The 23,531-nt window shown below is 64.9% G+C and carries 20 protein-coding genes; 13 read left to right on the top strand and 7 right to left on the bottom strand.

Annotated features, from left to right (window positions below; genetic code table 11):
- The first annotated feature begins 187 nt into the window (after window positions 1-187).
- From TQ29_RS09275 to TQ29_RS09260, 4 genes are all read left to right on the top strand, one after another.
- Complete coding sequence (locus TQ29_RS09275; protein ID WP_054538916.1) at window positions 188-1,159, top strand: tellurium resistance protein; 972 nt, start codon at window positions 188-190, stop codon at window positions 1,157-1,159.
- 77 nt (window positions 1,160-1,236) lie between these two features.
- On the top strand, window positions 1,237-2,691 hold the full coding sequence (gene guaB / locus TQ29_RS09270) for an IMP dehydrogenase (protein ID WP_054538915.1): 1,455 nt from the start codon (window positions 1,237-1,239) through the stop codon (window positions 2,689-2,691).
- A gap of 55 nt (window positions 2,692-2,746) precedes the next feature.
- Entirely contained in the window at window positions 2,747-3,919 is a 1,173-nt protein-coding gene (locus TQ29_RS09265; protein WP_054538914.1) for an RsmB/NOP family class I SAM-dependent RNA methyltransferase, read from the top strand.
- A 94-nt stretch (window positions 3,920-4,013) separates the two neighbouring features.
- Window positions 4,014-6,443, top strand: a complete 2,430-nt coding sequence (locus TQ29_RS09260) for an ATP-binding protein (RefSeq protein WP_082386589.1) — start codon at window positions 4,014-4,016, stop codon at window positions 6,441-6,443.
- A gap of 10 nt (window positions 6,444-6,453) precedes the next feature.
- On the opposite strand, the gene TQ29_RS09255 is transcribed toward TQ29_RS09260, so the two are convergent.
- Entirely contained in the window at window positions 6,454-7,068 is a 615-nt protein-coding gene (locus tag TQ29_RS09255; RefSeq protein ID WP_082386744.1) for a hypothetical protein, read from the bottom strand.
- A gap of 193 nt (window positions 7,069-7,261) precedes the next feature.
- Between TQ29_RS09255 and recA the strand changes: the two genes are divergently transcribed.
- The 5 genes from recA (at window position 7,262) to TQ29_RS09230 (ending at window position 13,252) form a co-directional block, all read left to right on the top strand.
- Window positions 7,262-8,323: a recombinase RecA gene (gene recA / locus TQ29_RS09250; protein WP_054538911.1), complete on the top strand. Its 1,062-nt coding sequence runs from the start codon at window positions 7,262-7,264 to the stop codon at window positions 8,321-8,323.
- Window positions 8,324-8,452: 129 nt separating this feature from the next.
- Complete coding sequence (alaS, locus tag TQ29_RS09245) at window positions 8,453-11,107, top strand: alanine--tRNA ligase (RefSeq protein WP_054538910.1); 2,655 nt, start codon at window positions 8,453-8,455, stop codon at window positions 11,105-11,107.
- Window position 11,108: 1 nt separating this feature from the next.
- A complete protein-coding gene (locus tag TQ29_RS09240; RefSeq protein WP_054538909.1) occupies window positions 11,109-11,393 on the top strand; it encodes a DUF1330 domain-containing protein in 285 nt (94 codons plus the stop codon).
- Between the two features lie 157 nt (window positions 11,394-11,550).
- Window positions 11,551-12,831, top strand: coding sequence for a thiolase family protein (locus tag TQ29_RS09235; protein ID WP_054538908.1), 1,281 nt, complete (start codon window positions 11,551-11,553; stop codon window positions 12,829-12,831).
- A gap of 1 nt (window position 12,832) precedes the next feature.
- On the top strand, window positions 12,833-13,252 hold the full coding sequence (locus tag TQ29_RS09230) for a Zn-ribbon domain-containing OB-fold protein (protein WP_054538907.1): 420 nt from the start codon (window positions 12,833-12,835) through the stop codon (window positions 13,250-13,252).
- Window positions 13,253-13,273: 21 nt separating this feature from the next.
- Here TQ29_RS09230 and typA read toward each other — a convergent pair whose 3' ends face one another.
- From typA to TQ29_RS09205, 5 genes are all read right to left on the bottom strand, one after another.
- A complete protein-coding gene (gene typA, locus TQ29_RS09225; RefSeq protein WP_054538906.1) occupies window positions 13,274-15,094 on the bottom strand; it encodes a translational GTPase TypA in 1,821 nt (606 codons plus the stop codon).
- A gap of 82 nt (window positions 15,095-15,176) precedes the next feature.
- Window positions 15,177-15,512, bottom strand: coding sequence for a multidrug efflux SMR transporter (locus tag TQ29_RS09220; RefSeq protein WP_054538905.1), 336 nt, complete (start codon window positions 15,510-15,512; stop codon window positions 15,177-15,179).
- A 10-nt stretch (window positions 15,513-15,522) separates the two neighbouring features.
- On the bottom strand, window positions 15,523-16,125 hold the full coding sequence (locus TQ29_RS09215) for a YitT family protein (RefSeq protein ID WP_054540388.1): 603 nt from the start codon (window positions 16,123-16,125) through the stop codon (window positions 15,523-15,525).
- Window positions 16,126-16,179: 54 nt separating this feature from the next.
- Entirely contained in the window at window positions 16,180-16,809 is a 630-nt protein-coding gene (locus tag TQ29_RS09210; protein ID WP_054538904.1) for a YitT family protein, read from the bottom strand.
- A gap of 97 nt (window positions 16,810-16,906) precedes the next feature.
- A complete protein-coding gene (locus TQ29_RS09205) occupies window positions 16,907-18,121 on the bottom strand; it encodes an NADP-dependent isocitrate dehydrogenase (protein WP_037206667.1) in 1,215 nt (404 codons plus the stop codon).
- A 258-nt stretch (window positions 18,122-18,379) separates the two neighbouring features.
- Between TQ29_RS09205 and TQ29_RS09200 the strand changes: the two genes are divergently transcribed.
- Window positions 18,380-19,402, top strand: coding sequence for a calcium-binding protein (locus TQ29_RS09200; RefSeq protein WP_054538903.1), 1,023 nt, complete (start codon window positions 18,380-18,382; stop codon window positions 19,400-19,402).
- 97 nt (window positions 19,403-19,499) lie between these two features.
- Here the strand turns inward: TQ29_RS09200 and TQ29_RS09195 are convergent, their stop codons facing one another.
- Complete coding sequence (locus tag TQ29_RS09195) at window positions 19,500-20,153, bottom strand: alpha/beta hydrolase (protein WP_037206669.1); 654 nt, start codon at window positions 20,151-20,153, stop codon at window positions 19,500-19,502.
- A 156-nt stretch (window positions 20,154-20,309) separates the two neighbouring features.
- Between TQ29_RS09195 and TQ29_RS09190 the strand changes: the two genes are divergently transcribed.
- The 3 genes from TQ29_RS09190 to sufB all read left to right on the top strand — a co-directional run bounded on the left by TQ29_RS09190 (window position 20,310) and on the right by sufB (window position 23,506).
- Window positions 20,310-20,771, top strand: coding sequence for an Rrf2 family transcriptional regulator (locus TQ29_RS09190; protein ID WP_054538902.1), 462 nt, complete (start codon window positions 20,310-20,312; stop codon window positions 20,769-20,771).
- A 115-nt stretch (window positions 20,772-20,886) separates the two neighbouring features.
- The gene (locus tag TQ29_RS09185) at window positions 20,887-21,933 is read left to right on the top strand and encodes a cysteine desulfurase family protein (RefSeq protein WP_054538901.1); all 1,047 of its coding nucleotides are present in this window, start codon (window positions 20,887-20,889) and stop codon (window positions 21,931-21,933) included.
- Between the two features lie 49 nt (window positions 21,934-21,982).
- Window positions 21,983-23,506: a Fe-S cluster assembly protein SufB gene (sufB, locus tag TQ29_RS09180; RefSeq protein ID WP_054538900.1), complete on the top strand. Its 1,524-nt coding sequence runs from the start codon at window positions 21,983-21,985 to the stop codon at window positions 23,504-23,506.
- The last annotated feature ends 25 nt before the right edge of the window (window positions 23,507-23,531 follow it).

Genomic DNA, 23,531 nt, shown 5'->3' with positions numbered 1-23,531 from the left:
CCTCTTCGCCGCCCGGTATGCTCCCTGTCCTGCACAGAAACCGGTTTCCATGCAAGATCAACCCGCTGAAACCCGCGCGCGGCGGATAATCCGGCCACAGGCCCCGCTCTGCGACCATGAAGCACGTCGAAAACCGGGGCCGCGACAGGCAGTGTGGCCCCGAGGCCCTGACACGTGAGGACACCCGATGTTCAAACTGCCGCAGAAGGCGCGCTTCGGCGAGCAGACGCCGCCGGCGATCTTTCCGCCGATCTTCGGCCTGCTGGGAATTGGCCTGGCCTGGCGGCGGGCCGAGCCGGTGTTTCAGGCCCCACCCGCGGTATCGCAACTGATTCTCGGGGCCGTGTCGCTGCTGTTCCTGTTCGCGCTTGGCGCCTATGGGCTGAAGGTGATCCGCCGCCCGGCCGTGGTGGCCGAGGATCTGCGGGTGCTGCCCGGCCGCGCCGGTCTGGCGGCGATGGTGCTGAGCGTCTATCTGATGGCGGCTGTGCTCTTGCCGATGAGTCCGCGCGCGGCGGGGGCGGTGCTGCTGGCCGGTCTGGCGGGGCACGCTGCGCTGGTCTGGCTGGTGATCGCCGCGCTTTTGCGCGGCCCGGAAGAGCAGCGCCAGGTCACGCCGGTGTGGCATCTGCAATTCGTCGGCGTGATCTTCGTGCCGCTGGTGGCGATCCCGCTTGGCTATACCGGCCTGTCGCGGTTCATTTTCTATGGGGCGGGCGCCTTCGCGCTGGCGATTCTGGCAATCAGCGTGGCGCAGATCATCCGCCGCGACCCGCCGCCGCCCCTGCGCCCGCTGATGGCGATCCACGTGGCGCCCTTCAGCCTGCTGGGCGCGGTCGCCCTGATGCTGAACGAGCGTCTGCCGGCCCTGATCTTCGCGGCGCTGGCCACGGCGATCCTTGCGGCGCTGCTGATCCGCGCGCGCTACATCGCGGCGGCGGGGTTCAGCCCGCTGTGGGGCGCCTTCACCTTTCCGCTGGCGGCCTATGCCTCGTTGATGCTGGCGCTGGCCGGGGCGGGTGAGGGCGAGCCGTTCCGGTTCGCGGGCGGCGTGACGCTTGTGGCCGGCACGCTGATGATCCCGGCGATCGCGGTCAAGGTGATGCAGGCCTGGGCCAAGGGCGGGCTGGCGGTGAAAACCAACGCGGCGCGGGCCTGAGGGCGCATTGGGGCTTTTCTTTCCGGGCGGGCCGTGAAATAGGGAAGCGCCAAACGAAAACTCCCAAGGAGTACCCCATGGAGATTCGCGAGGCGCTCACCTTCGACGATGTTTTGCTCGTGCCTGCGGCCAGTTCGGTTCTGCCGTCAACGGCCGATACGTCTACCTTCGTGACCAAATCGATCCGGCTGAACATCCCTCTGCTCAGCTCGGCCATGGACACGGTCACCGAGGGCCGGATGGCGATTGCCATGGCCCAGGCCGGCGGCATGGGGGTGATCCACCGCAATCTGACGGTGGACGAGCAGCAAAAAGAGGTGCGCCGGGTCAAGCGGTTCGAAAGCGGGGTGGTCTACAACCCCATCACGCTGCGCGCCGACCAGACGCTGGCGGATGCCAAGGCACTGATCGAACGATATAATTTCACCGGCTTTCCGGTGGTGGACGCGGCCGGCCATGTGGTGGGCATCGTCACCAACCGCGATATGCGCTTTGCCTCGGACGACAGCACGCCTGTCAGCGTGATGATGACGTCGCAGAACCTCGCGATGCTGCGCGAACCCGCCGACCGGGCCGAGGCGCTGAGCCTGATGCGCGCCCGCCGGATCGAGAAGCTTCTGATCACCAATGACAAGGGCAAGCTGACCGGGCTGCTGACGCTGAAGGACACCGAACAGGCCGTGCTGAACCCGCAGGCCTGCAAGGACGAGCTTGGCCGGTTGCGCGTGGCTGCCGCGACCACCGTGGGCGATGCGGGCTTCGAACGCTCCGAGGCGCTGATCGACGCGGGCTGCGACCTGATCGTGATCGACACAGCGCATGGCCATTCCGAAGGCGTGGCCAAGGCGGTGGAGCGGGTCAAGAAACTGTCGAACGCGGTTCAGGTGGTGGCCGGCAACGTCGCCACGGGCGAGGCCACCCGCGCGCTGATCGGGGCGGGCGCGGATGCGGTGAAGGTCGGCATCGGGCCGGGCTCGATCTGCACCACGCGGATGGTCGCCGGCGTGGGCGTGCCGCAGCTGACGGCGATCATGGATTGCGCCGCCGCCGCGCGCAAAGAGGGCGTGCCGGTGATTGCCGATGGCGGTATCAAGTTTTCCGGCGATTTCGCCAAGGCGATCGCGGCGGGTGCGTCCTGCGCCATGGTCGGCAGCATGATCGCCGGCACCGATGAAAGCCCCGGCGAGGTCATTCTCTATCAGGGCCGCAGCTATAAATCCTATCGGGGCATGGGCAGCCTGGGCGCGATGGCGCGCGGGTCGGCCGACCGGTATTTCCAGAAGGATGCCGCGTCGGACAAGCTGGTGCCCGAAGGGATCGAAGGGCAGGTGGCCTACAAGGGCTCGGCCGGCGCGGTCATTCATCAGCTGGTCGGCGGTTTGCGGGCGGCCATGGGCTATACCGGCAACGGCACGGTCGCCGAGATGCGCACCCAGAGCCGGTTCGTGCGGATCACCGGCGCCGGGCTGAAGGAAAGCCATGTGCATGACGTGCAGATCACGCGGGAAAGCCCGAACTACCGGATCATGTAGGCATTCAAATGGGTTATGCCTGCAAGATAACGTATAACGCAAGGTTCGGGCGGCTGTGAAACCCGCCGCCCGCATTGCCGCCGCCATCGACATTCTCGACGGGGTTCTGGCCGGCGCCCCGGCCGAAAAGCTGCTGACAACCTGGGGCCGGCAGAATCGTTTCGCCGGGTCGAAAGACCGCGCCGCGATCCGCGATCATGTATTCGACGCGCTGCGCTGCCGCCGCTCTTTCGCGGCGCTCGGCGGGCGAGAGACCGGGCGCGGGCTGATGCTGGGCGCCCTGCGCGCCGCCGGGGTTGATCCGGCAGAGGTGTTCTCGGGCGAGGCCTATGCGCCCCCGCCGCTGAGCGACGCCGAGCAGGCGCTGACCGTCACGCCCGCCGATCTGCCCGAAAACGTGGCGCTGGATTGCCCCGACTGGCTTGCGCCGCTGCTGCGCGGCAGTCTGGGGCCGGATTTCGCGCCGGTCATGCAGGCGTTGCGCCAGCGGGCACCGGTGTTCCTGCGCGTCAACCTGAGGCGCGGCACTCGCGACGAGGCAATGCAGACCCTCGCGCAAGAGGGCATCACCACCACGCCGCACCCGCTGTCGCCCACGGCGCTGGAGGTGCGGACAAACCCGCGCCGGGTTCAGACCAGCGCAGCCTATGCCTCGGGGCTGGTGGAGCTTCAGGATGCAGCGTCGCAGGCGGTGGTCGACATGCTGCCGGTGGCGGCTGTCCAGCGCGTTCTGGATTACTGCGCCGGGGGCGGGGGCAAGACCCTGGCCATGGCCGCGCGCGCCGACGCCCGGTTCTTCGCCCATGATGCCCAGCCCCGGCGTATGCGTGACCTGCCCGCGCGGGCGGCGCGGGCCGGGGTGTCTGTGACGATGCTGGCGCCGGATGAGCCCGAGGCCGCCGCGCCATTCGACCTTGTGCTGTGCGATGTGCCCTGTTCGGGCAGCGGCGCCTGGCGGCGCAGCCCGGAAGGCAAGTGGATGCTTCAGGAGAGCGACATGGCGCAACTGCTTGCCGTGCAATCGGAAATTCTCGACCGCGCCGCGCCGCTGGTCGGGCCGGACGGGCATCTGGCCTATGCGACCTGCTCGATACTCGATGCGGAAAACGGCGATCAGATCAGCGCCTTTCTGGCGCGGACACCGGGCTGGAAACAGATCGCGTCACGCCGTCTGACCCCGCTGGATGGCGGCGACGGTTTCTTTGTGGCGGTGCTGCGGCGGGGATGATGCCCGCCCCGGCACAGCCTTGAATCACCTGCGTTAAGAGCCGCTTAACCTTATCACGCCGAAATGGACCGGACCCGAATCGCAACGGAGGCAGATGGTGTCCATCCCGGCGCACAGTCCCGGCCCAATGCTGCGCATCGCGGCCGCCCTTTCGGCGCGGCGCGTGCGGATGATGCTGGCCGCGCTGGCTTGTCTGGCCGGTGCCTTCGTGTCGCGCGACAGCGCGCCGGGCGGAGTGCTGGCCGCGGCGGGCCTGTCGCTCGCGACGCTGGTGGCGCTGGCGTGGATCCTGCCGCGGTTCGGCCCGCGCCCGCCCGACCTGCGCGCACTGGCTGCGTTTTCCGAAAACGATCCGGTTCCGGCCTTTGCCACAGATGGGGATGGCGCCGTTATCTATCGCAACCCGGCGGCGGGCACGCGATTCGGTGCCGGGCGGCACGAAACGCTCGTGCGCGCGATGGGCGAGCTTTTCGCCAATACCGCCTCGGTGATCCATCGCCTGCAGTCCCGTGCCGACGCGCAGGGCGCCGCGCGCGAAGACGTGGTGACGCGGCGCGGGCATGTCCGGGTCTCGGTTCATTCCGCGCAATCCGGCACCTTCTTCTGGCGCTTCGACGAGATGCAGGAGCGTGGCACCACACGCGCAGCAGAGGGGTTGAGCCTGCCGCTGATGACGGTCGGCCGGAACGGTACGGTTCTGTTCATGAACGAGGCGCTGCGGCGGGTTCTGGGCACCCGCGCCCGTTCGGTGGACGAGGTTTTCGCCACGCCGCCGGCACATCCCGGCGATCTGGCCCGGCTTCGCGGCGCCGATGGCCCGGTAGACGCAAGATGCGTCGAGATCGAAGGGCAGAACGGCCGCAAAGAGGTCTATCTTCTGCCCTCGGGCACGGTCGCGCCGGCGGCCGAGTTCGACGGCGAAGCGTTCGATGCGCTTCCGGTGGCGCTGTTGCGGCTTTCGCGCGATGGCACGGTGAGAATGGCGAACCGTCTGGCGCGTGATCTGCTTGGCCAGCCCGGCGGTCCGATCAACCTTTCCGATCTGGTCGAAGGTCTGGGCCGCTCGGTGCTGGATTGGCTGGCGTCGGTGCCCGAAGGCCCGGCCGCCCACCGCTCCGAGGTGTTGCGGGTGCGGCGCAGCGCCGAAGACGTGTTCCTGCAGATCACGCTGGCGCCCGCCGAACCCGGCCAGGACGGCCTTGTCGCCGTGCTTCACGACGCGACCGAGCTGAAAACGCTGGAGGCACAGTTCGTTCAGAGCCAGAAGATGCAGGCCATCGGGCAGCTGGCGGGCGGTGTGGCGCATGATTTCAACAACCTGCTGACCGCGATCACCGGCCATTGCGATCTGTTGTTGTTGCGGCATGATCAGGGCGATCCGGATTACAACGATCTGATGCAGATCAACCAGAATGCCAACCGCGCCGGCAGCCTTGTCGGGCAGTTGCTGGCCTTCTCGCGCAAGCAGACCCTGCGGCCCGAGGTGCTGGATCTGAGCGATACGCTGACCGACCTGAGCCATCTGTTGAATCGCCTCGTGGGAGAGCGGGTTTCGCTGACGGTGTCGCATGACCCGGCGCTGGCACCGATCCGGGCCGACAAGCGCCAGCTGGAGCAGGTGATCATGAACCTTGTGGTCAACGCGCGGGACGCGATGCCCACCGGCGGCGAGATCAGGATCGAGACCGCGCTGCACCACATGAAGCAGGAGCTGCGCCGCGATCGCGCCGTGGTGCCGCCCGGCGACTATGTGCTGATCCGGGTGGTGGACGAGGGGCAGGGTATCCCGGCGGACAAGCTGTCGAAGATCTTCGAGCCGTTCTTCACCACCAAGCGTGTCGGCGAAGGGACGGGGCTTGGCCTGTCGACGGCCTATGGCATCGTCAAGCAGTCAGGCGGGTTCATCTTCGTCGACAGCGTGCCGGGCTCGGGCAGTTGTTTCACGATCTACCTGCCGGTTCTGGGCCCGGTCCTGCCGGACGCGCGGGCCGGCGACCGCGCGGATCTTCTGCCCGCCCTGCCAAAGGTTGCGGCCGCCGAGCCGTGCCCCGATGACAAGGGGCCGCGCGCGGCCGGTGACGGGCTGGCGGATCTCGTATCAGGCGCCGCGCGGAACGGCGCGGCCCCGAAAACGGCCGCAGAAGCGGCGCCCAGGCCGGGAGAGGGCGTTGTTCTTCTGGTCGAGGACGAGGCGCCGGTTCGGGCCTTCGCCTCGCGCGCATTGCGGATGCGGGGCTATACGGTGCTAGAGGCCGCAAGCGCCGAGGAGGCCCTGCAAACCCTGAGCGATGACGCCATCCGGGTCGACGTGTTTGTCACCGACGTGGTGATGCCCGGAATGGACGGGCCAAGCTGGGTGCGGCGGGCATTGGAGGATCGCCCGGACACGCGGGTTGTCTTTGTGTCTGGCTATGCCGAGGATGCGTTTTCCGACACGCAGCCACGGATTCCGAACTCGGTGTTTTTGCCCAAACCCTTCTCTCTGGCCGAACTCACGATGACGGTGCGCGACCAGTTGCATTGAGCCGTCCGTCTCATGCCCCGTGGGCGCCGTTCCGGACAGCCGCATGAAGCGCGAAATCCGCCTCCAATTGTGTCCGGAGCCGGGCCTCTGTTTCTGTGGAAAGCGCAAGGGGGCGTTCGGGCGAGACATTGCGCTGGGGCGGCGGTGATACCGGAAACCCCAGGCGTGCCGACAGGAAGGCCAGCAAGGCCTCCGGCGCCTCATAGGGCAGCAGCGTATCAACGATGACCTTGCCATTGCCGTTGGTCACGAAGCGAAACTGAGAGCCGACGGCCGCATGGGCCGGCGGGGCGTCGGACAGATAATCCAGAACGAACCGGTCAAAACTGATGCGGGCGGTGGAATTGGGCCGGCCGCTCAGCCCCGGCCGCCCGCGATACCGGTACCAGCTGCCCAGCCAGTCGAGCGGGTCGCGCAGAACCGCGACGGTGGTCAGCTTTTTCGCGCTGTTCTGTTCCAGCACCGGCCGCAGCCGCCGCCGGAACCGGTCGGCCGTCATATGTTTGAGCGCGGGCGGGTTGCGGATCACCAGATCGGCCCGTTCCCCGAGCGCCGCCGCAAGGGCCTGTGTCCCCGTCTTTGGCACCGCCAGCAAGGCCAGCCCCGCCTCCCAGAAAACCATCATCGCCCGATTGCCCCGCTTTTTCTTAAATTTCGGCATTTTGCGTAAACTACTCTTTAACCAACGATGGCTGAACATAGTTTTAAGAGAAACTTCTTGAAATGTTCTCTTTTTGATCTCATAAGGGTGAGAACAAGAGGCGAACAAGAGCAACGATTGCCGCCCCCGCGCGGCTGTGGAATAAGGATGCAGGACAATGGCCACGGCGGACCTTCTTACCATGAGTGACAAGCGCAATTCCGACAAGCAAAAGGCGCTGGACAGCGCGCTGGCGCAGATCGAGCGGCAGTTCGGCAAGGGGTCGATCATGAAGCTGGGCGGCGACAACCCGGTGACGGAGATCGAGGCGACCTCGACCGGATCGCTGGGTCTTGATATCGCGCTTGGCATCGGCGGGCTGCCGAAGGGCCGGGTGATCGAGATCTATGGCCCTGAAAGTTCCGGCAAAACCACGCTGACGCTGCATTGCGTGGCCGAAGAGCAGAAAAAGGGCGGGGTCTGCGCCTTTGTCGATGCCGAGCACGCGCTGGACCCGCAATATGCGAAAAAGCTGGGCGTCAACCTGGATGAGCTTCTGATTTCCCAGCCCGACACGGGTGAGCAGGCGCTGGAGATCGTCGATACGCTGGTCCGCTCCGGCGCGGTCAGCATGGTGGTGGTCGATTCGGTTGCCGCGCTGACCCCGAAATCGGAGCTTGAAGGCGATATGGGCGACAGCAGCGTCGGCGTCCATGCGCGCCTGATGAGCCAGGCAATGCGCAAGCTGACGGGCTCGATCTCACGTTCCAACTGTATGGTGGTCTTCATCAACCAGATCCGCATGAAGATCGGCGTGATGTTCGGCTCGCCCGAAACCACGACCGGTGGCAATGCGCTGAAATTCTATTCCTCCGTCCGGCTGGACATCCGCCGCATCGGCTCGATCAAGGACCGGGACGCGGTCGTGGGCAACCAGACCCGCGTGAAAGTGGTCAAGAACAAGGTGGCGCCGCCGTTCAAGCAGGTGGAATTCGATATCATGTATGGCGAAGGCATTTCCAAGACCGGGGAACTGCTTGACCTTGGGGTCAAGGCCGGCGTGGTGGAGAAATCCGGCGCCTGGTATTCCTATGGTGACGAGCGCATCGGCCAGGGCCGCGAGAATGCCAAGACCTTCCTGCGCGAGAACGGCGAGATGGCGATGGAGATCGAAGACAAGATCCGCGCGGCGCATGGTCTGGAATTCAACGGATCCGACGACGATATTCTGGAAGCCTGACCCCTGGCAGCATGATCACGCGAGAGGCCGGGGCCGCGCCCCCGGCCTTTTTCTTGCTGTGGACAGGCCCCGCATGCGGCGATAAACGGGGCTGATCCGCCAAGTTACGCCGCGAAAGGCCAGAAGAGCATGCCGAGCCTGAACGAAATCCGTTCGACCTTTTTGAACTACTTCGCCAAGAACGGCCATGAGGTTGTGGAAAGCTCCCCCCTCGTGCCGCGCAACGACCCGACGCTGATGTTCACGAACTCGGGCATGGTGCAGTTCAAGAATCTGTTCACCGGGGTGGAGCATCGCGACTACACCCGCGCGACCAGTGCGCAGAAATGTGTGCGCGCGGGCGGCAAGCATAACGATCTGGATAATGTGGGCTATACGGCGCGCCACCATACCTTCTTTGAAATGCTCGGCAATTTCTCGTTCGGGGATTATTTCAAGGAAGAGGCGATTCCCTATGCGTGGGAATTGTTGACCAAGGAATTCGGGATCGACAGGAACAAGCTTCTGGTCACGGTCTACCACACCGATGACGAGGCCGCCACGATCTGGAAAAAGACCGCAGGGCTGTCGGATGACAGGATCATCCGCATCCCGACCAATGACAATTTCTGGATGATGGGTCCGACCGGCCCCTGCGGCCCCTGCACCGAGATCTTCTATGATCACGGCGATCAGATCTGGGGCGGCCCGCCGGGCAGCGCCGAAGAGGATGGCGACCGCTTCATCGAGATCTGGAACCTGGTCTTCATGCAGAACGAGCAGTTCGCCGACGGCTCGATGAAGGCGCTGGAGATGCAGTCGATCGACACCGGCATGGGGCTGGAGCGGATCGGCGCGCTGCTGCAGGGCAAGCATGACAACTATGATACCGACCTGATGCGCAGCCTGATCGAGGCGTCGGCCAATGCCACCTCGACCGAGCCGGACGGGCCGGGCAATGTGCATCACCGGGTGATCGCCGACCATCTGCGCTCCACCTCTTTCCTGATCGCCGACGGGGTGATGCCCTCGAACGAGGGGCGCGGCTATGTGCTGCGCCGGATCATGCGCCGGGCGATGCGGCACGCGCATCTTCTGGGCGCGCAGGATCCGCTGATGTACCGGCTGGTGCCGGCGCTGGTCACGCAGATGGGCGCGGCCTATCCCGAGCTGGGCCGGGCGAAGGCGCTGATCGAAGAGACGCTGAAGCAGGAGGAAGGGCGGTTCATCCAGACGCTCGAGCGCGGCCTGCGGCTGCTGGATGACGAGCTGGAGAAGCTGCCCGAAGGGTCTGACCTGCCGGGCGAGGCGGCGTTCAAGCTGTATGATACCTACGGGTTCCCGCTGGATCTGACGCAGGACGCGCTGCGCGAAAAGGGCCGGGCGGTGGATACCGCCGGGTTCGATGCGGCCATGGCCGGGCAGAAGGCCAAGGCGCGCGCAAGCTGGGCGGGGTCGGGCGAAACAAGTGATGCGGCGATCTGGCTTGATCTGGCCGAAGAGCACGGCCCGACCGAGTTTCTGGGCTATGACACCGAGCGGGCCGAGGGCCAGGTGATAGCCGTGGTCCGCGATGGCGCGGCGCTGACGGCGGCGGAACAGGGCGACAAGGTGCAGATCGTCGTCAACCAGACCCCGTTCTATGCGGAATCGGGCGGCCAGGTCGGCGACAGCGGCACGCTGAAGACCGAGAGCGGCGCGGCGCGCATCACCGACACGCGCAAGACCGCCGGGGTGTTCATCCATTTTGCCGAGGTGACGAAGGGGCGCATCCTGCCCGGCGAGGGCGCCGAGCTGGAGGTTGATCACGCGCGGCGCGCGGCGATCCGCGCCAACCATTCGGCCACCCACCTGCTGCACGAGGCCCTGCGCGAGGCGCTTGGCCCGCATGTGGCGCAGCGCGGGTCGCTGAACGCGGAGGATCGGCTGCGGTTCGACTTTTCGCACGCCAAGGCGCTGAGCCCCGAGGAGATCGAGAAGGTCGAGGCCGAGGTGAACGCCTTCATCCGCCAGAACACCCCGGTCGAGACCCGGATCATGACACCGGACGATGCCCGCGCCATCGGCGCGCAGGCGCTGTTCGGCGAGAAATACGGCGACGAGGTGCGCGTGGTGTCGATGGGCCGCGCGCCCACCGGCAAGGGCGCCGATGGCAAGACCTGGTCGATCGAACTGTGCGGCGGCACCCATGTGAAACAGACCGGCGATATCGGCCTGTGCGTGGTGCTGGGCGACAGTGCCTCCAGCGCCGGTGTGCGGCGGATCGAGGCGCTGACCGGGCAGGCGGCGCTGGATTACCTCTCGGCCCAGGACGAACGGCTGAGCGAGGTCGCCTCTGTGCTGAAGGCGCAGCCGGCCGAGGTTGTCGAACGGGTAAAGGCGCTGATGGACGAACGCAAGGCGCTGACCAACGAAGTGGCGCAGCTGCGCCGTGACCTGGCCATGTCGGGCGGCGCGGCCGAAGCGCCGGAATCGCATGATATCAATGGCATACCGTTCGTTGCTCAGGTTCTTTCGGGCGTGTCGGGCAAGGATCTTCCGGCGCTGATCGATGCGCATAAGGCGCGGATCGGGTCGGGCGCGGTGCTGCTGATCGCCGATGCCGGCGGCAAGGCGGCGGTGGCCGCGGGCGTGACGGAGGATCTGACAGGCCGGGTCTCGGCCGTCGATCTGGTGAGGGCCGCAGTGGCGGAACTGGGCGGCAAGGGCGGCGGCGGCCGGCCTGACATGGCGCAGGGCGGCGGCAAGGATGCCGCGAACGCAGAGGCCGCGATCAGCGCCGCCGAAGCGGTGATCGGGGGATAGGATGGGCGCGCTCTGGATTGCACATGTGACCGTGACCGACGAAGAGGCCTATGGCCGCTATGCGGCGCTGGCGGGCCCCGCGATCACAAAGCACGGCGGCAGCTTCATCGCCCGTGGCGGGCGCTATGTTCAGCTTGAGGGCACCGACCGGCCCCGCAACGTGGTGGCGCGGTTCGCCTCGGTCGAGGCGGCCGAGGCCTGTTACCACAGCCCCGAATATCAGGAGGCCCTGAACCACGCGCGCGGCGCGTCCGAGCGCGAACTGGTGATCGTCGAAGTCAGCTGATCGCGGGCCGCGTCCGGGCCTTGGCCCGCGCTTGCCGCCGCTTGCGCCAGATCAAGGGCGGCATCCGGCCCGGCGTTATACTCCCCCTTGCTACCAGCGCCCTCGTGGCCCGCGGTTGTGCGGGTCGCGATGCGGCCGACAAGTGGGGAGTAGTCTCATGCGCAACAAGCTGCGAGAGCCCGTCGCGATCAGCGGTGTGGGCTGTTCACGTTTTGGCGATCTTCTGGAAACCCCCGAATTGAAGGGAAAAACCATTCAGGAACTCACCGCCGACGCGGTGAAAGAGGCGCTCGACGATGCCGGACTGACGGGGCAGGATGTCGATGCGGTGTTTGCCGGTAACGCGATGACCCACAGCTCTCAGCTGCCGGGAACTTATTCGCAACTGTCGAAATGGACCGGCACCCAGTTCAAGAGCGGTGTGCACTTCGAGGCCCAATGCTCGACAACCAATGTCGGGGCGGCGATGGCTGCGATGGCGATTGCCGCAGGGGTCTACGATACGGTTCTGGTCTACGGGCTGGAAACGACCCGGACCAAGGTGAAAGGCTACAGCCCCTACGAGCGCGAGCCGATTTCGCATCAGAAAACCTGGCTCTGGACGGACATGGCCGTGAACCAGGCCTATGGTGTACCGCAGGGATACGATATCTTTTCCGCCTATAACGGTCTGGTGGGTTTGGGCTATTGCCGCAAATACGGCATTTCGATCGAGGACTTCGATCGCGGCATGTTCGAGATCTGCCGCACACGGCGCCAGCACGGGGCGATGAACCCGAAGGCGAATATCCAGGAAACGCTGGAGGATGCGGCCAAACGCAAGGGGTTCGATGATGTCTACGCCTATTGGCAGTCGCCCGAAAGCAACCCTTTCGTGGCGTGGCCGTCGCGCCTGCTGAGCCTTGTGACGACCGCCGACGGGGCCTCGGCCATGGTGCTGACACGGGCCGATCTGGCGAAAAGCGGCAAGTCGCAGCCTGTCGAGCTGAAGGGGTTCGGCATCAGCTACAGCGATCTGCCATGGTACGGCGAGGATCCCACCTATTGGGAGTTCGACAAACGCGCGGTGGATGCGGCGATGGGAATGGCCGAGATCAGCGCCAAGGACATCGACTATCTGCACACCCATGACTGTTCGCATATCTCGGGCGTCTGCACCGCCGAAATGATCGGCTATCTGGAGCCTGGCACGATGCTGACCGCCGCGCGCGACGGGCGGTTGCGGTATGACGGCGACCGGCCGATGTCGACCCATGGCGGCCGCCATGCGTTCGGCCACGCCTGGGGCGCCAGCGCCGGCAGCGATACCTATGAGGCCGTGCTTCAGATGCGCGGCGCGGCCGGGGCGCGGCAGATTGCCAAGCCGCCCGAGATCTCCGTCATTCACACCCACGGCTACGCCATGATCGGCACCGTGATCGTTCTGGGAGGGATGTAAGATGCAAGCCACTGCTGAACAGCCGAGCATGATCCGCTGGTACTACGAGGGTCTTTCGGCCGGCGTCTACCGCGCCATAAAATGCGCCGATTGCGGCAAACTCACCTTCCCGCCGACGGGGTGCTGTGAGCATTGCGGAAGCTGGAATGTCGAGGGGGTGGAGCTGAGCGGCGAGGCCACGCTGCTGTTCGCCAGCCACAACATCACGCCCGCCTGCCACCCGCGGTTCGAAAAGATCGCCCCCTATGTCTATGGCCATATCCAGCTCAAGGAGGGGCCGATCGCGCAGGCGATCGTTCGGGGTGTCGATCCGACACCCGAGGATCTGCAGGCTCTGTTCGAGAAAGGCCCGGTGCCGGTTCAGGCCGCGACGCTTCAGATGGATGACCTGCCGGTCATCGTCTTCGACATCAAGGCCTGAGAACGCGCCGCGCGGCGGGGGTTACCCCGCCGCCCGTGCATGGCGCTTGCGCTCGTGCGGATCGAGATAGCGCTTGCGCAGCCGGATCGCGTTCGGCGTGACCTCGACCAGTTCGTCATCGTCGATATAGGCGATAGCCGCCTCCAGCGACATCTTGACCGGCGGCGTCAGGCGCACCGCTTCGTCGGTACCGCTGGCGCGGACGTTGGTCAGCTGCTTGCCCTTCAGCGGGTTCACCTCGAGATCGTTCTCGCGGCTGTGCTCGCCGATGATCATGCCCTGATAGACCGGTTCCTGCACGCCGATGAAGAACTTGCCACGGTCTTCGAGCTTCCAGATCGCATAGCCCACCGAAATGCCCGATTCCATCGAGATCAGAACCCCGGCGCGACGGCCCGGAATCGGGCCCTTGTGCGGCGCCCAGTCGTGGAACACGCGGTTCAGAACCCCGGTGCCGCGGGTATCGGTCAGAAACTCGCCGTGATAGCCGATCAGCCCGCGCGACGGCACATGGGCGATGATCCGGGTCTTGCCGGCACCGGCGGCTTTCATTTCCACCAGCTCGCCCTTGCGCACGCCGGTCAGCTTTTCGATCACGACGCCGGAATATTCGTCATCCACGTCGATGGTGACTTCCTCGACCGGCTCCAGCTTGACGCCGTTCTCTTCGCGGAACAGCACCTGCGGACGCGAGATCGACAGCTCGAACCCTTCGCGGCGCATGTTCTCGATCAGAACGCCCATCTGCAATTCGCCGCGCCCGGCCACTTCGAAGGCTTCGCCGCCGGGGGTGTCGGTCACCTTGATGGCGACGTTCGATTCCGCCTCCTTCATCAGCCGGTCACGGATGACGCGGCTCTGCACCTTCTTGCCGTCCTTGCCGGCCAGCGGGCTGTCGTTGATGCCGAAGGTCACGGTGATGGTGGGCGGGTCGATCGGCTGGGCCGGGATCGCCTCGGTCACCGAGGGGGCGCAGATCGTGTCGGCCACGGTGGCCTTGGTCATCCCGGCCAGGCTGACGATATCGCCGGCCTCGGCCACGTCGATCGGCTGTTGGCCCAGGCCCCGGAAGGCCAGAATCTTGGTGACGCGGAAGTTTTCGACAAGGCTGCCGTCGCGGGCCAGCGCCTTGACGCTCTCGCCCGGCTTCAGGGTGCCGCTTTCGACGCGGCCGGTCAGGATGCGGCCGATGAACGGGTCCGAGCCCAGCGTGGTGGCCAGCATGCGGAAGGGTTCGTCGCGATGCTGCTGCTGCGCCGGGGCGGGCACGTGTTTCAGGATCAGGTCGAACAGCGCGTGCAGATCCTTGCGCGGACCGTCCAGTTCCATGTCGGCCCAGCCGTTACGGCCCGAGGCATACATATGCGGAAAGTCGAGCTGTTCATCGGTGGCGCCGAGGTTGGCGAAGAGGTCGAACACCTCGTCCAGCGCGCGCTCGGGCTCGGCGTCGGGCTTGTCGACCTTGTTGAGCACCACGATCGGGCGCAGCCCGAGGGCCAGCGCCTTGGAGGTCACGAATTTGGTTTGCGGCATCGGGCCTTCGGCGGCATCGACCAGCAAGACGACGCCATCGACCATCGACAGGATGCGCTCGACCTCTCCGCCGAAATCGGCGTGGCCGGGCGTGTCGACGATATTGACGCGGTGGCCATTCCATTCGACGCTGGTGGCCTTGGCCAGGATGGTGATCCCGCGCTCACGCTCCAGATCGTTGCTGTCCATCGCCCGTTCGGTCGTGGCCTGGTTTTCCCGGTAGGTGCCGGATTGTTTCAGAAGTTCGTCGACAAGTGTGGTCTTGCCGTGGTCAACGTGCGCGATGATCGCGATATTGCGAAGGTCCATGGGGGCCTGCCTGCATAAAGAAAGAAGAGATTGGCGCCGCGATACATGCTGCGCCGGCAAAAGGCCAGAGGCGAAACGCCGCTTAGTGCGGTGTGGCCTTCGAGAAGAGGTGGATGATGACGATCCCGGCGATGATCAACCCCATGCCGAGCGCGGCGGGAAGGTCGATGCGCTGCCCGAACAGCAGCCAGCCCATGCCGCCGATCAGCACGATGCCCAGACCCGACCAGATGGCGTAGACCACGCCCAGCGGCATCACCTTCAGCGCCAGCGACATGAAGTAGAACGACAGCGTGTAGCCGGTCAGCATGATGGCGGTGGGCACCGGCCTGGTCAGTTGGTGGCTGGCCTGAAGGGCGGTGGTGCCAATGGTTTCGGTCACGACGGCGATCATCAGAAAGATGTAATGTACGGGCATGGGCGGGGCCTTAGCGGGCGATATAGCGGTCGCGGCGATGATTGGTGGCGATGATGATGTTCAGCACCACCGCGCCCAGAAGCGAATAGAGCACCGTCGCGATCGGGAGCAGGAACAGCGCGAGGATGAACACGCAGGCGTCGAAGATCAGTTGGGTCCAGCCCGCCTTGAACCCGGTCTTGTCCTGCAGGTACAGCCCCACGATGCCGACCCCGCCCAGGCTGGCACCGTGGCGGAACAGCGCCAGCAGCCCGGCGCCCGCCGTGACCCCGGCCAGCACGGCGGCGGCGGCGGGATCGAGCCGCTCGAAGGTGATCAGATGGGGCAGCAGTTCGGTGAACAGCGACATCAGCCCCACCGCGCAGAAGGTCTTGAGCGTGAATGCCCCGCCCAAACGGCGCAGCGCCAGCCAGTAGAACGGCAGGTTGAGCGCAAAGAAGAAGGCGCCGAAGCTCCAGCCGCTGACATAGGAGAGCAGCAGCGACAGCCCGGCGATCTGGCCGGTGATCAGCGATGCGCCATGCAGCAGATGCACCGAGAGCGCCACAAGGGCGGTGCCCACCAGCAGGCCTTGGGCGTCTTCCAGCGGGGTGTGGATCTTGGCGTCGGACATGATGCTGCAGGTCACCCCGAATCTGCTCGATTGTCCAGAGGGCGCGCGCCGCTCTCAGTCGGCGATATAGCGGTCGCGCCGGTGGTTGAAGGCGATGACGCCGTTCAGCACCGCCGCCCCGGCCAGCGAATAAAGCACGACGCGCGTGTCGAACAGGAACAGCGCGCAGAAAAAGATCAGCGCATCGACGATCAACTGGACATATCCGGCCCGAAACCCCGTGCTGTCCTGGATCATCAGCGCGATAACGCCCAGCCCGCCCAGGCTGCCCTTGTGGCGAAAGACGGCCAGCAGGCCCAGCCCGGTCAGCACCCCGAACATCACCACGCCTAGGGCGGGGTTGAGATGGGCGACGGTGAACCCCAGCGGCAGCTTTTCGGTCAGCACCGAAAGAGCGGTGACGCAGCCGATGGATTTGAGGGTGAATTCCAGCCCGAGCCGTTTGTAGGCGAACCAGTAGAAGGGCAGGTTGATCGCGAAGAACACCAGCCCGAACGACAGGCCGCTGAGATAAGAGACGATCAGCGCGATGCCCGCGGTCTGCCCGGTCAGAAACCCCATGTAGGTCAGCAGGTTGATGCCGATGGCGCAGATCAGAATGCCGATCGACAGGCCCTGCGCATCCTCCAGCGGCGTATGCCGGGCGGAATCGGATGTCGGAATCGGAACAGGGGCGGGGCACATGGCGATATTAGGGCAGAACTGCTGCCATTTTTCAAGCGCCGGAAAAGCAAAGGGCCGGGAAAAACCCGGCCCTTTCCGTTCGGTCAGGTGGCCGTGATCAGCCGGCCAGCGCCTTGTTCAGGTTTTCGTCGACCTTTTCCAGGAAGCCCATCGTGGTCAGCCATTTCTGATCGGGGCCGACCAGCAGCGCCAGATCCTTGGTCATGAAGCCGCTTTCGACCGTGTCCACCACGACCTTTTCCAGCGTCTCGGCAAAGTTCATCAGCGCGTCGTTGCCATCCAGCTTGGCGCGGTGCTTCAGGCCGCCGGTCCAGGCGTAGATCGATGCGATCGAGTTGGTCGAGGTTTCCTCGCCCTTCTGGTGCTGGCGATAGTGGCGGGTGACGGTGCCGTGGGCGGCCTCTGCCTCGACCGTTTTGCCATCGGGCGTCATCAGCACCGAGGTCATCAGGCCGAGAGAGCCGAAGCCCTGCGCCACGGTATCCGACTGCACGTCGCCATCGTAGTTCTTGCAGGCCCAGACATAGCCGCCGTTCCACTTCATGGCGCAGGCGACCATGTCGTCGATCAGGCGGTGTTCATAGGTGATGCCGGCGGCCTTGAACTTCTCTTCGAACTCTTCCTCGTAGACCTTCTGGAACAGATCCTTGAACCGGCCGTCATAGGCCTTGAGGATGGTGTTCTTGGTCGACAGGTACACCGGCCAGCCGAGGCTGAGACCATAGTTCATCGAGGCGCGGGCGAAGTCGATGATCGAGCTGTCGAGGTTGTACATCGCCATGGTGACACCGGAAGAGGGCGCGTCGAACACCTCTTTCTCGATCTCGGTGCCGTCTTCGCCGACGAATTTGATCGTCAGCTTGCCCGCGCCGGGGAACAGGAAGTCGGTGGCGCGGTACTGATCGCCGAAGGCATGGCGGCCCACGACGATCGGCTTGGTCCAGCCCGGCACAAGGCGCGGCACGTTGTTGCAGATGATCGGCTGGCGGAAGATGACGCCGCCCAGGATGTTGCGGATCGTGCCGTTGGGCGAGCGGTACATGCGCTTGAGCCCGAATTCCTCCACCCGCGCCTCATCGGGGGTGATGGTCGCGCATTTCACGCCGACGCCGATTTCCTTGATCTTCTCGGCCGCGTCCACGGTGATCTGGTCGTCGGTGCGGTCACGCTCCTCGATGCCCAGATCGTAATAGAGCAGATCAATGTCGAGATAGGGCAGGATCAGTTTCTTCTTGATGAAGTCCCAGATGATCCGGGTCATCTCGTCGCCGTCGAGTTCGACAACGGGGTTTTCGACTTTGATCTTCGTCATGGGCTGGCCCTCTTGTTTCTGGGTGAATCGCTTGCACGCGTCATAGCGCAAAGAGGGGCGTTGGGAAAGGTGGTATGCAAAGGTATACAGAGGTGGCGCGCCGTTTTGGAAAACCAGCCCGCAACTGTGGCGGTTGCGCGGTTTGTTGCCCATCAGGCGGAGCGTCTGCCGTTTGAAGCATGAACGACATGAACCGCGTCTAGAGGTCTGGCGCAGACATATTCGTCTTTATTAGTGATTGTATGAATGGGGAACAGTATGGCCCAAAAGACATTTACCGTCGAAAGCAGCATCGCGGAATCGCCGATTCAGCCCGAAATTGTCCGGGGGGCGGTGTTGGTGCCGGGCCTTCCCGCGCTTGGCCGGATCGAACAGGTCGTGCTGAATTTCACCACCGAAATGCTGGGGCAGGCGCTGGTCGTGAATTATGGCTCTGGCTATGGATACGGGGGGCTGTCCAGCACCCTTGCGGTCGAGTTCAGCCCCGGCAGCCAGGCGCCCGAATTCGACGATTTCGTGGTTTCATCCAGCAATATCGGACCCGAAGCCTTCATGGCCCCTTATGGCTATGGGCTGCCTTATACCTATGCGTTGCAAACCACCGGGCCGCTGTTGCTGGAGGCCGGGCTGGCGCAGCCCAAGGCGGGGTTCGAGGTGAACGTGGCCGTCAGCGGCCTGCATTCCCCTACCTTCAACGGTGCGCCGACCTTTGCCTCGATGTCGGTGGATTCGGCGCGGGCGTTCGTGGCCGCCAGCTACAGCTATGGCGCCAGGACCTATTCGAATGATGACAACAAGATCGCCGGCACCAAGTTCGACGACTTTGTGGATCTCGGCGGCGGAGACGACGACTTCACCGGCAAGCAGGGCAACGACGCCGCCCTTGGCGGCAAGGGAAACGATCGTCTGGAGGGCGGCAAGGGGGCGGATGTCCTGCGCGGCGGCGGCTCCGGGGATGTGTTGCTGGGCGGCGGCGGCAAGGACAAGCTTGATGGCGGCAAGGGGAGCGACATGCTGACCGGCGGCAAGGGCAATGACAGGATGTCAGGCGGGGCCGGGGCCGACAGCTTCGTTCTGCGCAAGGACAACGGCCAGGACGTGATTCAGGATTTCGACCCCGCCGAGGATACGCTGCTGCTGGAAAGCGGTCTGCGCAAGGCGTTCAAATCGGCCACGGTGACCGCGGGCGATCTGCATGTCGACCTGCCGGGCGCGTCCGATCTGATCCTGCGTGATGTCACCAACGTGGCGCAGGTTCTGGAGACGATCGAAATCCTGTAAGCCGCGCCCGTCCGGGCGCCGCGCCGCGTGTTGTGTTTCCGGTTGTGTTTCCGGGCGGGCGTCTGTCGGATCCTCGACAACGCCCGCCGCGGGCTCGTCAGCGCGTGTTTTCCGTCAGCCGCCGCCGCACGTAGCTGTCCACGTTGTCGATCAGCGTGTCCATATGCGGGTCTTCGAAGAAATGCCCGGCGCCTTCCACCTCCTGATGGGTGATGGTGATGCCCTTTTGCTCGTGCAGCTTGTCGACCAGCGCATGGGTATCGGCCGGGGGCGCCACGCGGTCGGCGCCGCCGTTGATGATCAGGCCGGAACTGGGGCAGGGCGCCAGGAACGAAAAGTCATACATGTTGGCGGGCGGCGAGACCGAGATGAAGCCGGTGATCTCGGGCCGGCGCATCAGCAGCTGCATGCCGATCCACGCGCCGAAGCTGAACCCGGCGACCCAGCAATGCTTGGCGTTCTGGTTCATCGACTGCAGATAGTCGAGCGCCGAGGCGGCATCGGACAATTCGCCGATTCCCTGATCGTATTCGCCCTGACTGCGGCCCACGCCACGGAAATTGAACCGCAGAACGGTGAAGCCCATGTTGTAGAACGCGTAGTGCAGATTATAGACGACCTTGTTGTTCATCGTGCCCCCGAATTGCGGGTGCGGGTGCAGGATGATCGCGATCGGGGCGTCTTTTTCCTTTTGCGGGTGATAGCGGCCTTCGAGCCGTCCTTCGGGGCCGGGAAAGATGACCTCGGGCATATATGTCTCTTTAACTGCGGGGCCTGATCGGAATTCTTGACGAATTCCCTCAGACAACCTAGAACAATTCTAAATCCGGACTGTGCTCCGGTTTCGGGTGGATAGGGAGGTAATAACCCTGACCCCCGCCGTCAACCATTTGCGAGGGGTCATCCCATGAAACTCAGCACCAAAGGGCGTTATGCCATGGTTGCACTGGCCGATCTGGCCCTGCAGCCCGACGGCGCGCTGACCTCTCTGGCCGAGATTTCGCGCCGCCAGAACGTTTCGCTGCCCTATCTGGAGCAGCTGTTCGTCAAGCTGCGCCGCGCGGGATTGGTGGAATCGGCGCGGGGGCCGGGCGGCGGATACCGGCTGGCCAAGGCCCCGGCGGAGATTCGGGTGGCCGATATCCTGTGCGCGGTGGACGAGACCGTGAGCGCGATGCACACCGGCGCGGGCGCGTCGGGCGGGCTGTCGGGCACCAAGGCGCAATCGCTGACCAACCGGTTGTGGGAGGGGCTGTCGGCCCATGTCTATGTGTTTTTGCACCAGACCCGCCTTTCCGATGTCATCACCAATGAGCTGACCCCCTGCCCGGCGGTGCCGACGCTGTTCACCGTGGTGGACGAGGTATGAACCGGACCGCCCGCCAAGGGCCGCGTGCCGCGGCAGGTTTTCGGGGGCGCGCGCCTGGCGGCGCGCGGTGCCTCCGGCGGGAGTATTTGCGCCGAGAAGAAGCCAGGGGGCGGGGATGAGCGGCCGGGCCTATCTGGATCACAACGCCACGACGCCGCTGCGGCCCGAGGCGCGCGCGGCGATGATCGGTGCGATGGATGTGCTGGGCAACCCGTCTTCGGTTCATGCCGAGGGGCGGGCGGCCAAGGCGCTGGTGGAGCGCGCGCGCGCGCAGGTGACCGCCGCCTTTGGCGCGGACGGGGCGGATGTGATTTTCACCTCTTCGGCCACCGAGGCGGCCGCGCTGGCGCTGGCGGGGCGCGGGCTGAGCGCGGGCGGGATCGAGCATGACGCGGTGGCGGCCTGGACCGGGCCTGTGCTGCCGGTCGACAGCATGGGGCAAGTGCGTGTGGAGGATCCCGCGCAGAGCTGCGTTCAGCTTGCAAATTCGGAAACCGGTATCTTGCAGGAACTGCCCGAGGGGCTGGCGGTTTCGGACATGACACAGGGGTTTGGCAAGCTGCCGGTGGCCTTCAACTGGTCCGGCGTCGGCATGGCGCTGATTTCGGCGCATAAGCTTGGCGGCCCGAAGGGTGTCGGGGCGCTGGTCGTGCGGCGCGGGACCGAGGTTTCGGCGCGGATTCGCGGCGGCGGGCAGGAGATGGGGCGCCGTTCGGGCACCGAGAACGTGACCGGCATCGCGGGCTTTGGGGCCGCGGCCGAGGCGGCGGCGCGCGATCTGGCCGCCGGCGTCTGGGACAGGGTGGCGGAGTTGCGCGACAAACTGGAAGCCGCCATTGCGGATGGCTCAAAAGAGACTATTTTTGTCGGGAAAGACGCGAGACGGCTGCCCAACACATCCTGCTTCATCACGCCCGGCTGGAAGGGCGAAACGCAGGTGATGCAGATGGATCTGGCCGGTTTCGCGATCTCGGCCGGTTCGGCCTGTTCCAGCGGCAAGGTGAAGGCCAGCCGGGTGCTGGCGGCGATGGGGTTTGACGAGGCGATGGCCGGATCGGCGATTCGCGTCTCGCTTGGCCCCGATACGACCGAAGACGAGATTCAGAGATTCGCACGCGCCTGGCTGGCGCGGCATGAGAAATTTCGCGCCCGCGCGGCGTGACAGGGAACACAGGATCAGCGCCCCCGTGGCGCGGAGAGGGAATGCGATCATGGCAACCGTGAAAGACACCGAGGTTCGGGAAGGCGTGGACCGTGAAACGGTCGAGACCGTGCAATCCATGGCCGGAAAGTACAAATACGGCTGGGAAACCGAGATCGAGATGGAATATGCTCCCAAGGGGCTGAACGAGGATATCGTTCGCCTGATCTCGGAAAAGAACGAAGAGCCCGAATGGATGACCGACTGGCGGCTTCAGGCCTATCGCCGCTGGGAAAACATGGAAGAGCCGACCTGGGCGATGGTCGACTATCCTGAAATCGACTTTCAGGATCAGTTCTATTACGCCCGCCCCAAGAGCATGGATGTGAAACCGAAGTCTCTGGACGAGGTCGATCCGAAGCTGCTGGCGACCTATGAAAAGCTGGGCATCCCGCTGAAGGAGCAGATGTTGCTTGCCGGCGTCGAGGGCGCTGAAGACATGCCTGCCGAGGGGCGCAAGGTTGCCGTTGACGCGGTGTTCGATTCCGTTTCCGTCGGCACCACCTTTCAGGCGGAGCTGAAGAAGGCCGGGGTGATTTTCTGCTCGATCTCAGAGGCGATCAAGAACCATCCCGAACTGGTCAAGAAATACCTTGGGTCGGTCGTGCCGCAATCGGACAATTTCTATGCCACGCTCAACAGCGCGGTGTTTTCCGATGGCTCTTTCGTCTATGTGCCGCCGGGCGTGAAATGCCCGATGGAGCTGAGCACCTATTTCCGCATCAACGCCGAAAACACCGGCCAGTTCGAGCGCACGCTGATCATCGCCGACAAGGGCAGCTATGTGTCCTACCTGGAAGGCTGCACCGCGCCCCAGCGCGATGTGGCGCAGCTTCATGCCGCGGTGGTGGAGATCGTGATCGAGGAAGACGCCGAGGTGAAATATTCCACCGTCCAGAACTGGTTCCCCGGTGACGAGGAGGGCAAGGGCGGTATCTATAACTTCGTGACCAAGCGCGCCGATTGTCGCGGGGATCGCGCCAAGGTGATGTGGACGCAGGTTGAAACCGGCTCTGCCGTGACGTGGAAATACCCGTCGTGCATTCTGCGCGGCGATGACAGCCAGGGCGAGTTCTACTCCATCGCCATCACCAACAACATGCAGCAGGCCGATACCGGCACCAAGATGGTGCATCTGGGCAAGAACACCAAGTCGCGCATCGTGTCGAAGGGGATTTCGGCGGGCAGGGCCCAGAACACCTATCGCGGCCTGGTGTCGATGCACCCGAAGGCCACGAACAGCCGCAACTATACCCAATGCGACAGCCTGCTGATCGGCGACAAATGCGGGGCCCATACGGTGCCCTATATCGAGGTTCGAAACAGCTCTTCGCGGGTCGAGCATGAGGCGACGACCTCGAAGGTGGATGACGACCAGCTGTTCTATTGCCGCTCGCGCGGGATGGACGAGGAAGAGGCCGTGGCGCTGGTGGTGAACGGGTTCTGCCGCGACGTGCTGCAGGCGCTGCCGATGGAGTTCGCCATGGAGGCGCAGCAGCTTGTGGCGATCTCGCTGGAAGGGTCGGTGGGGTGATGCCACGCGTGGCGATGAGGCCGGA

This window comes from Actibacterium sp. EMB200-NS6 (assembly GCF_001305615.1).
Lineage (GTDB): Bacteria > Pseudomonadota > Alphaproteobacteria > Rhodobacterales > Rhodobacteraceae > Actibacterium_A > Actibacterium_A naphthalenivorans.
The sequence above is the reverse complement of the archived record's forward strand: the minus strand, read 5'-3'. Positions and strand labels throughout refer to the sequence as shown.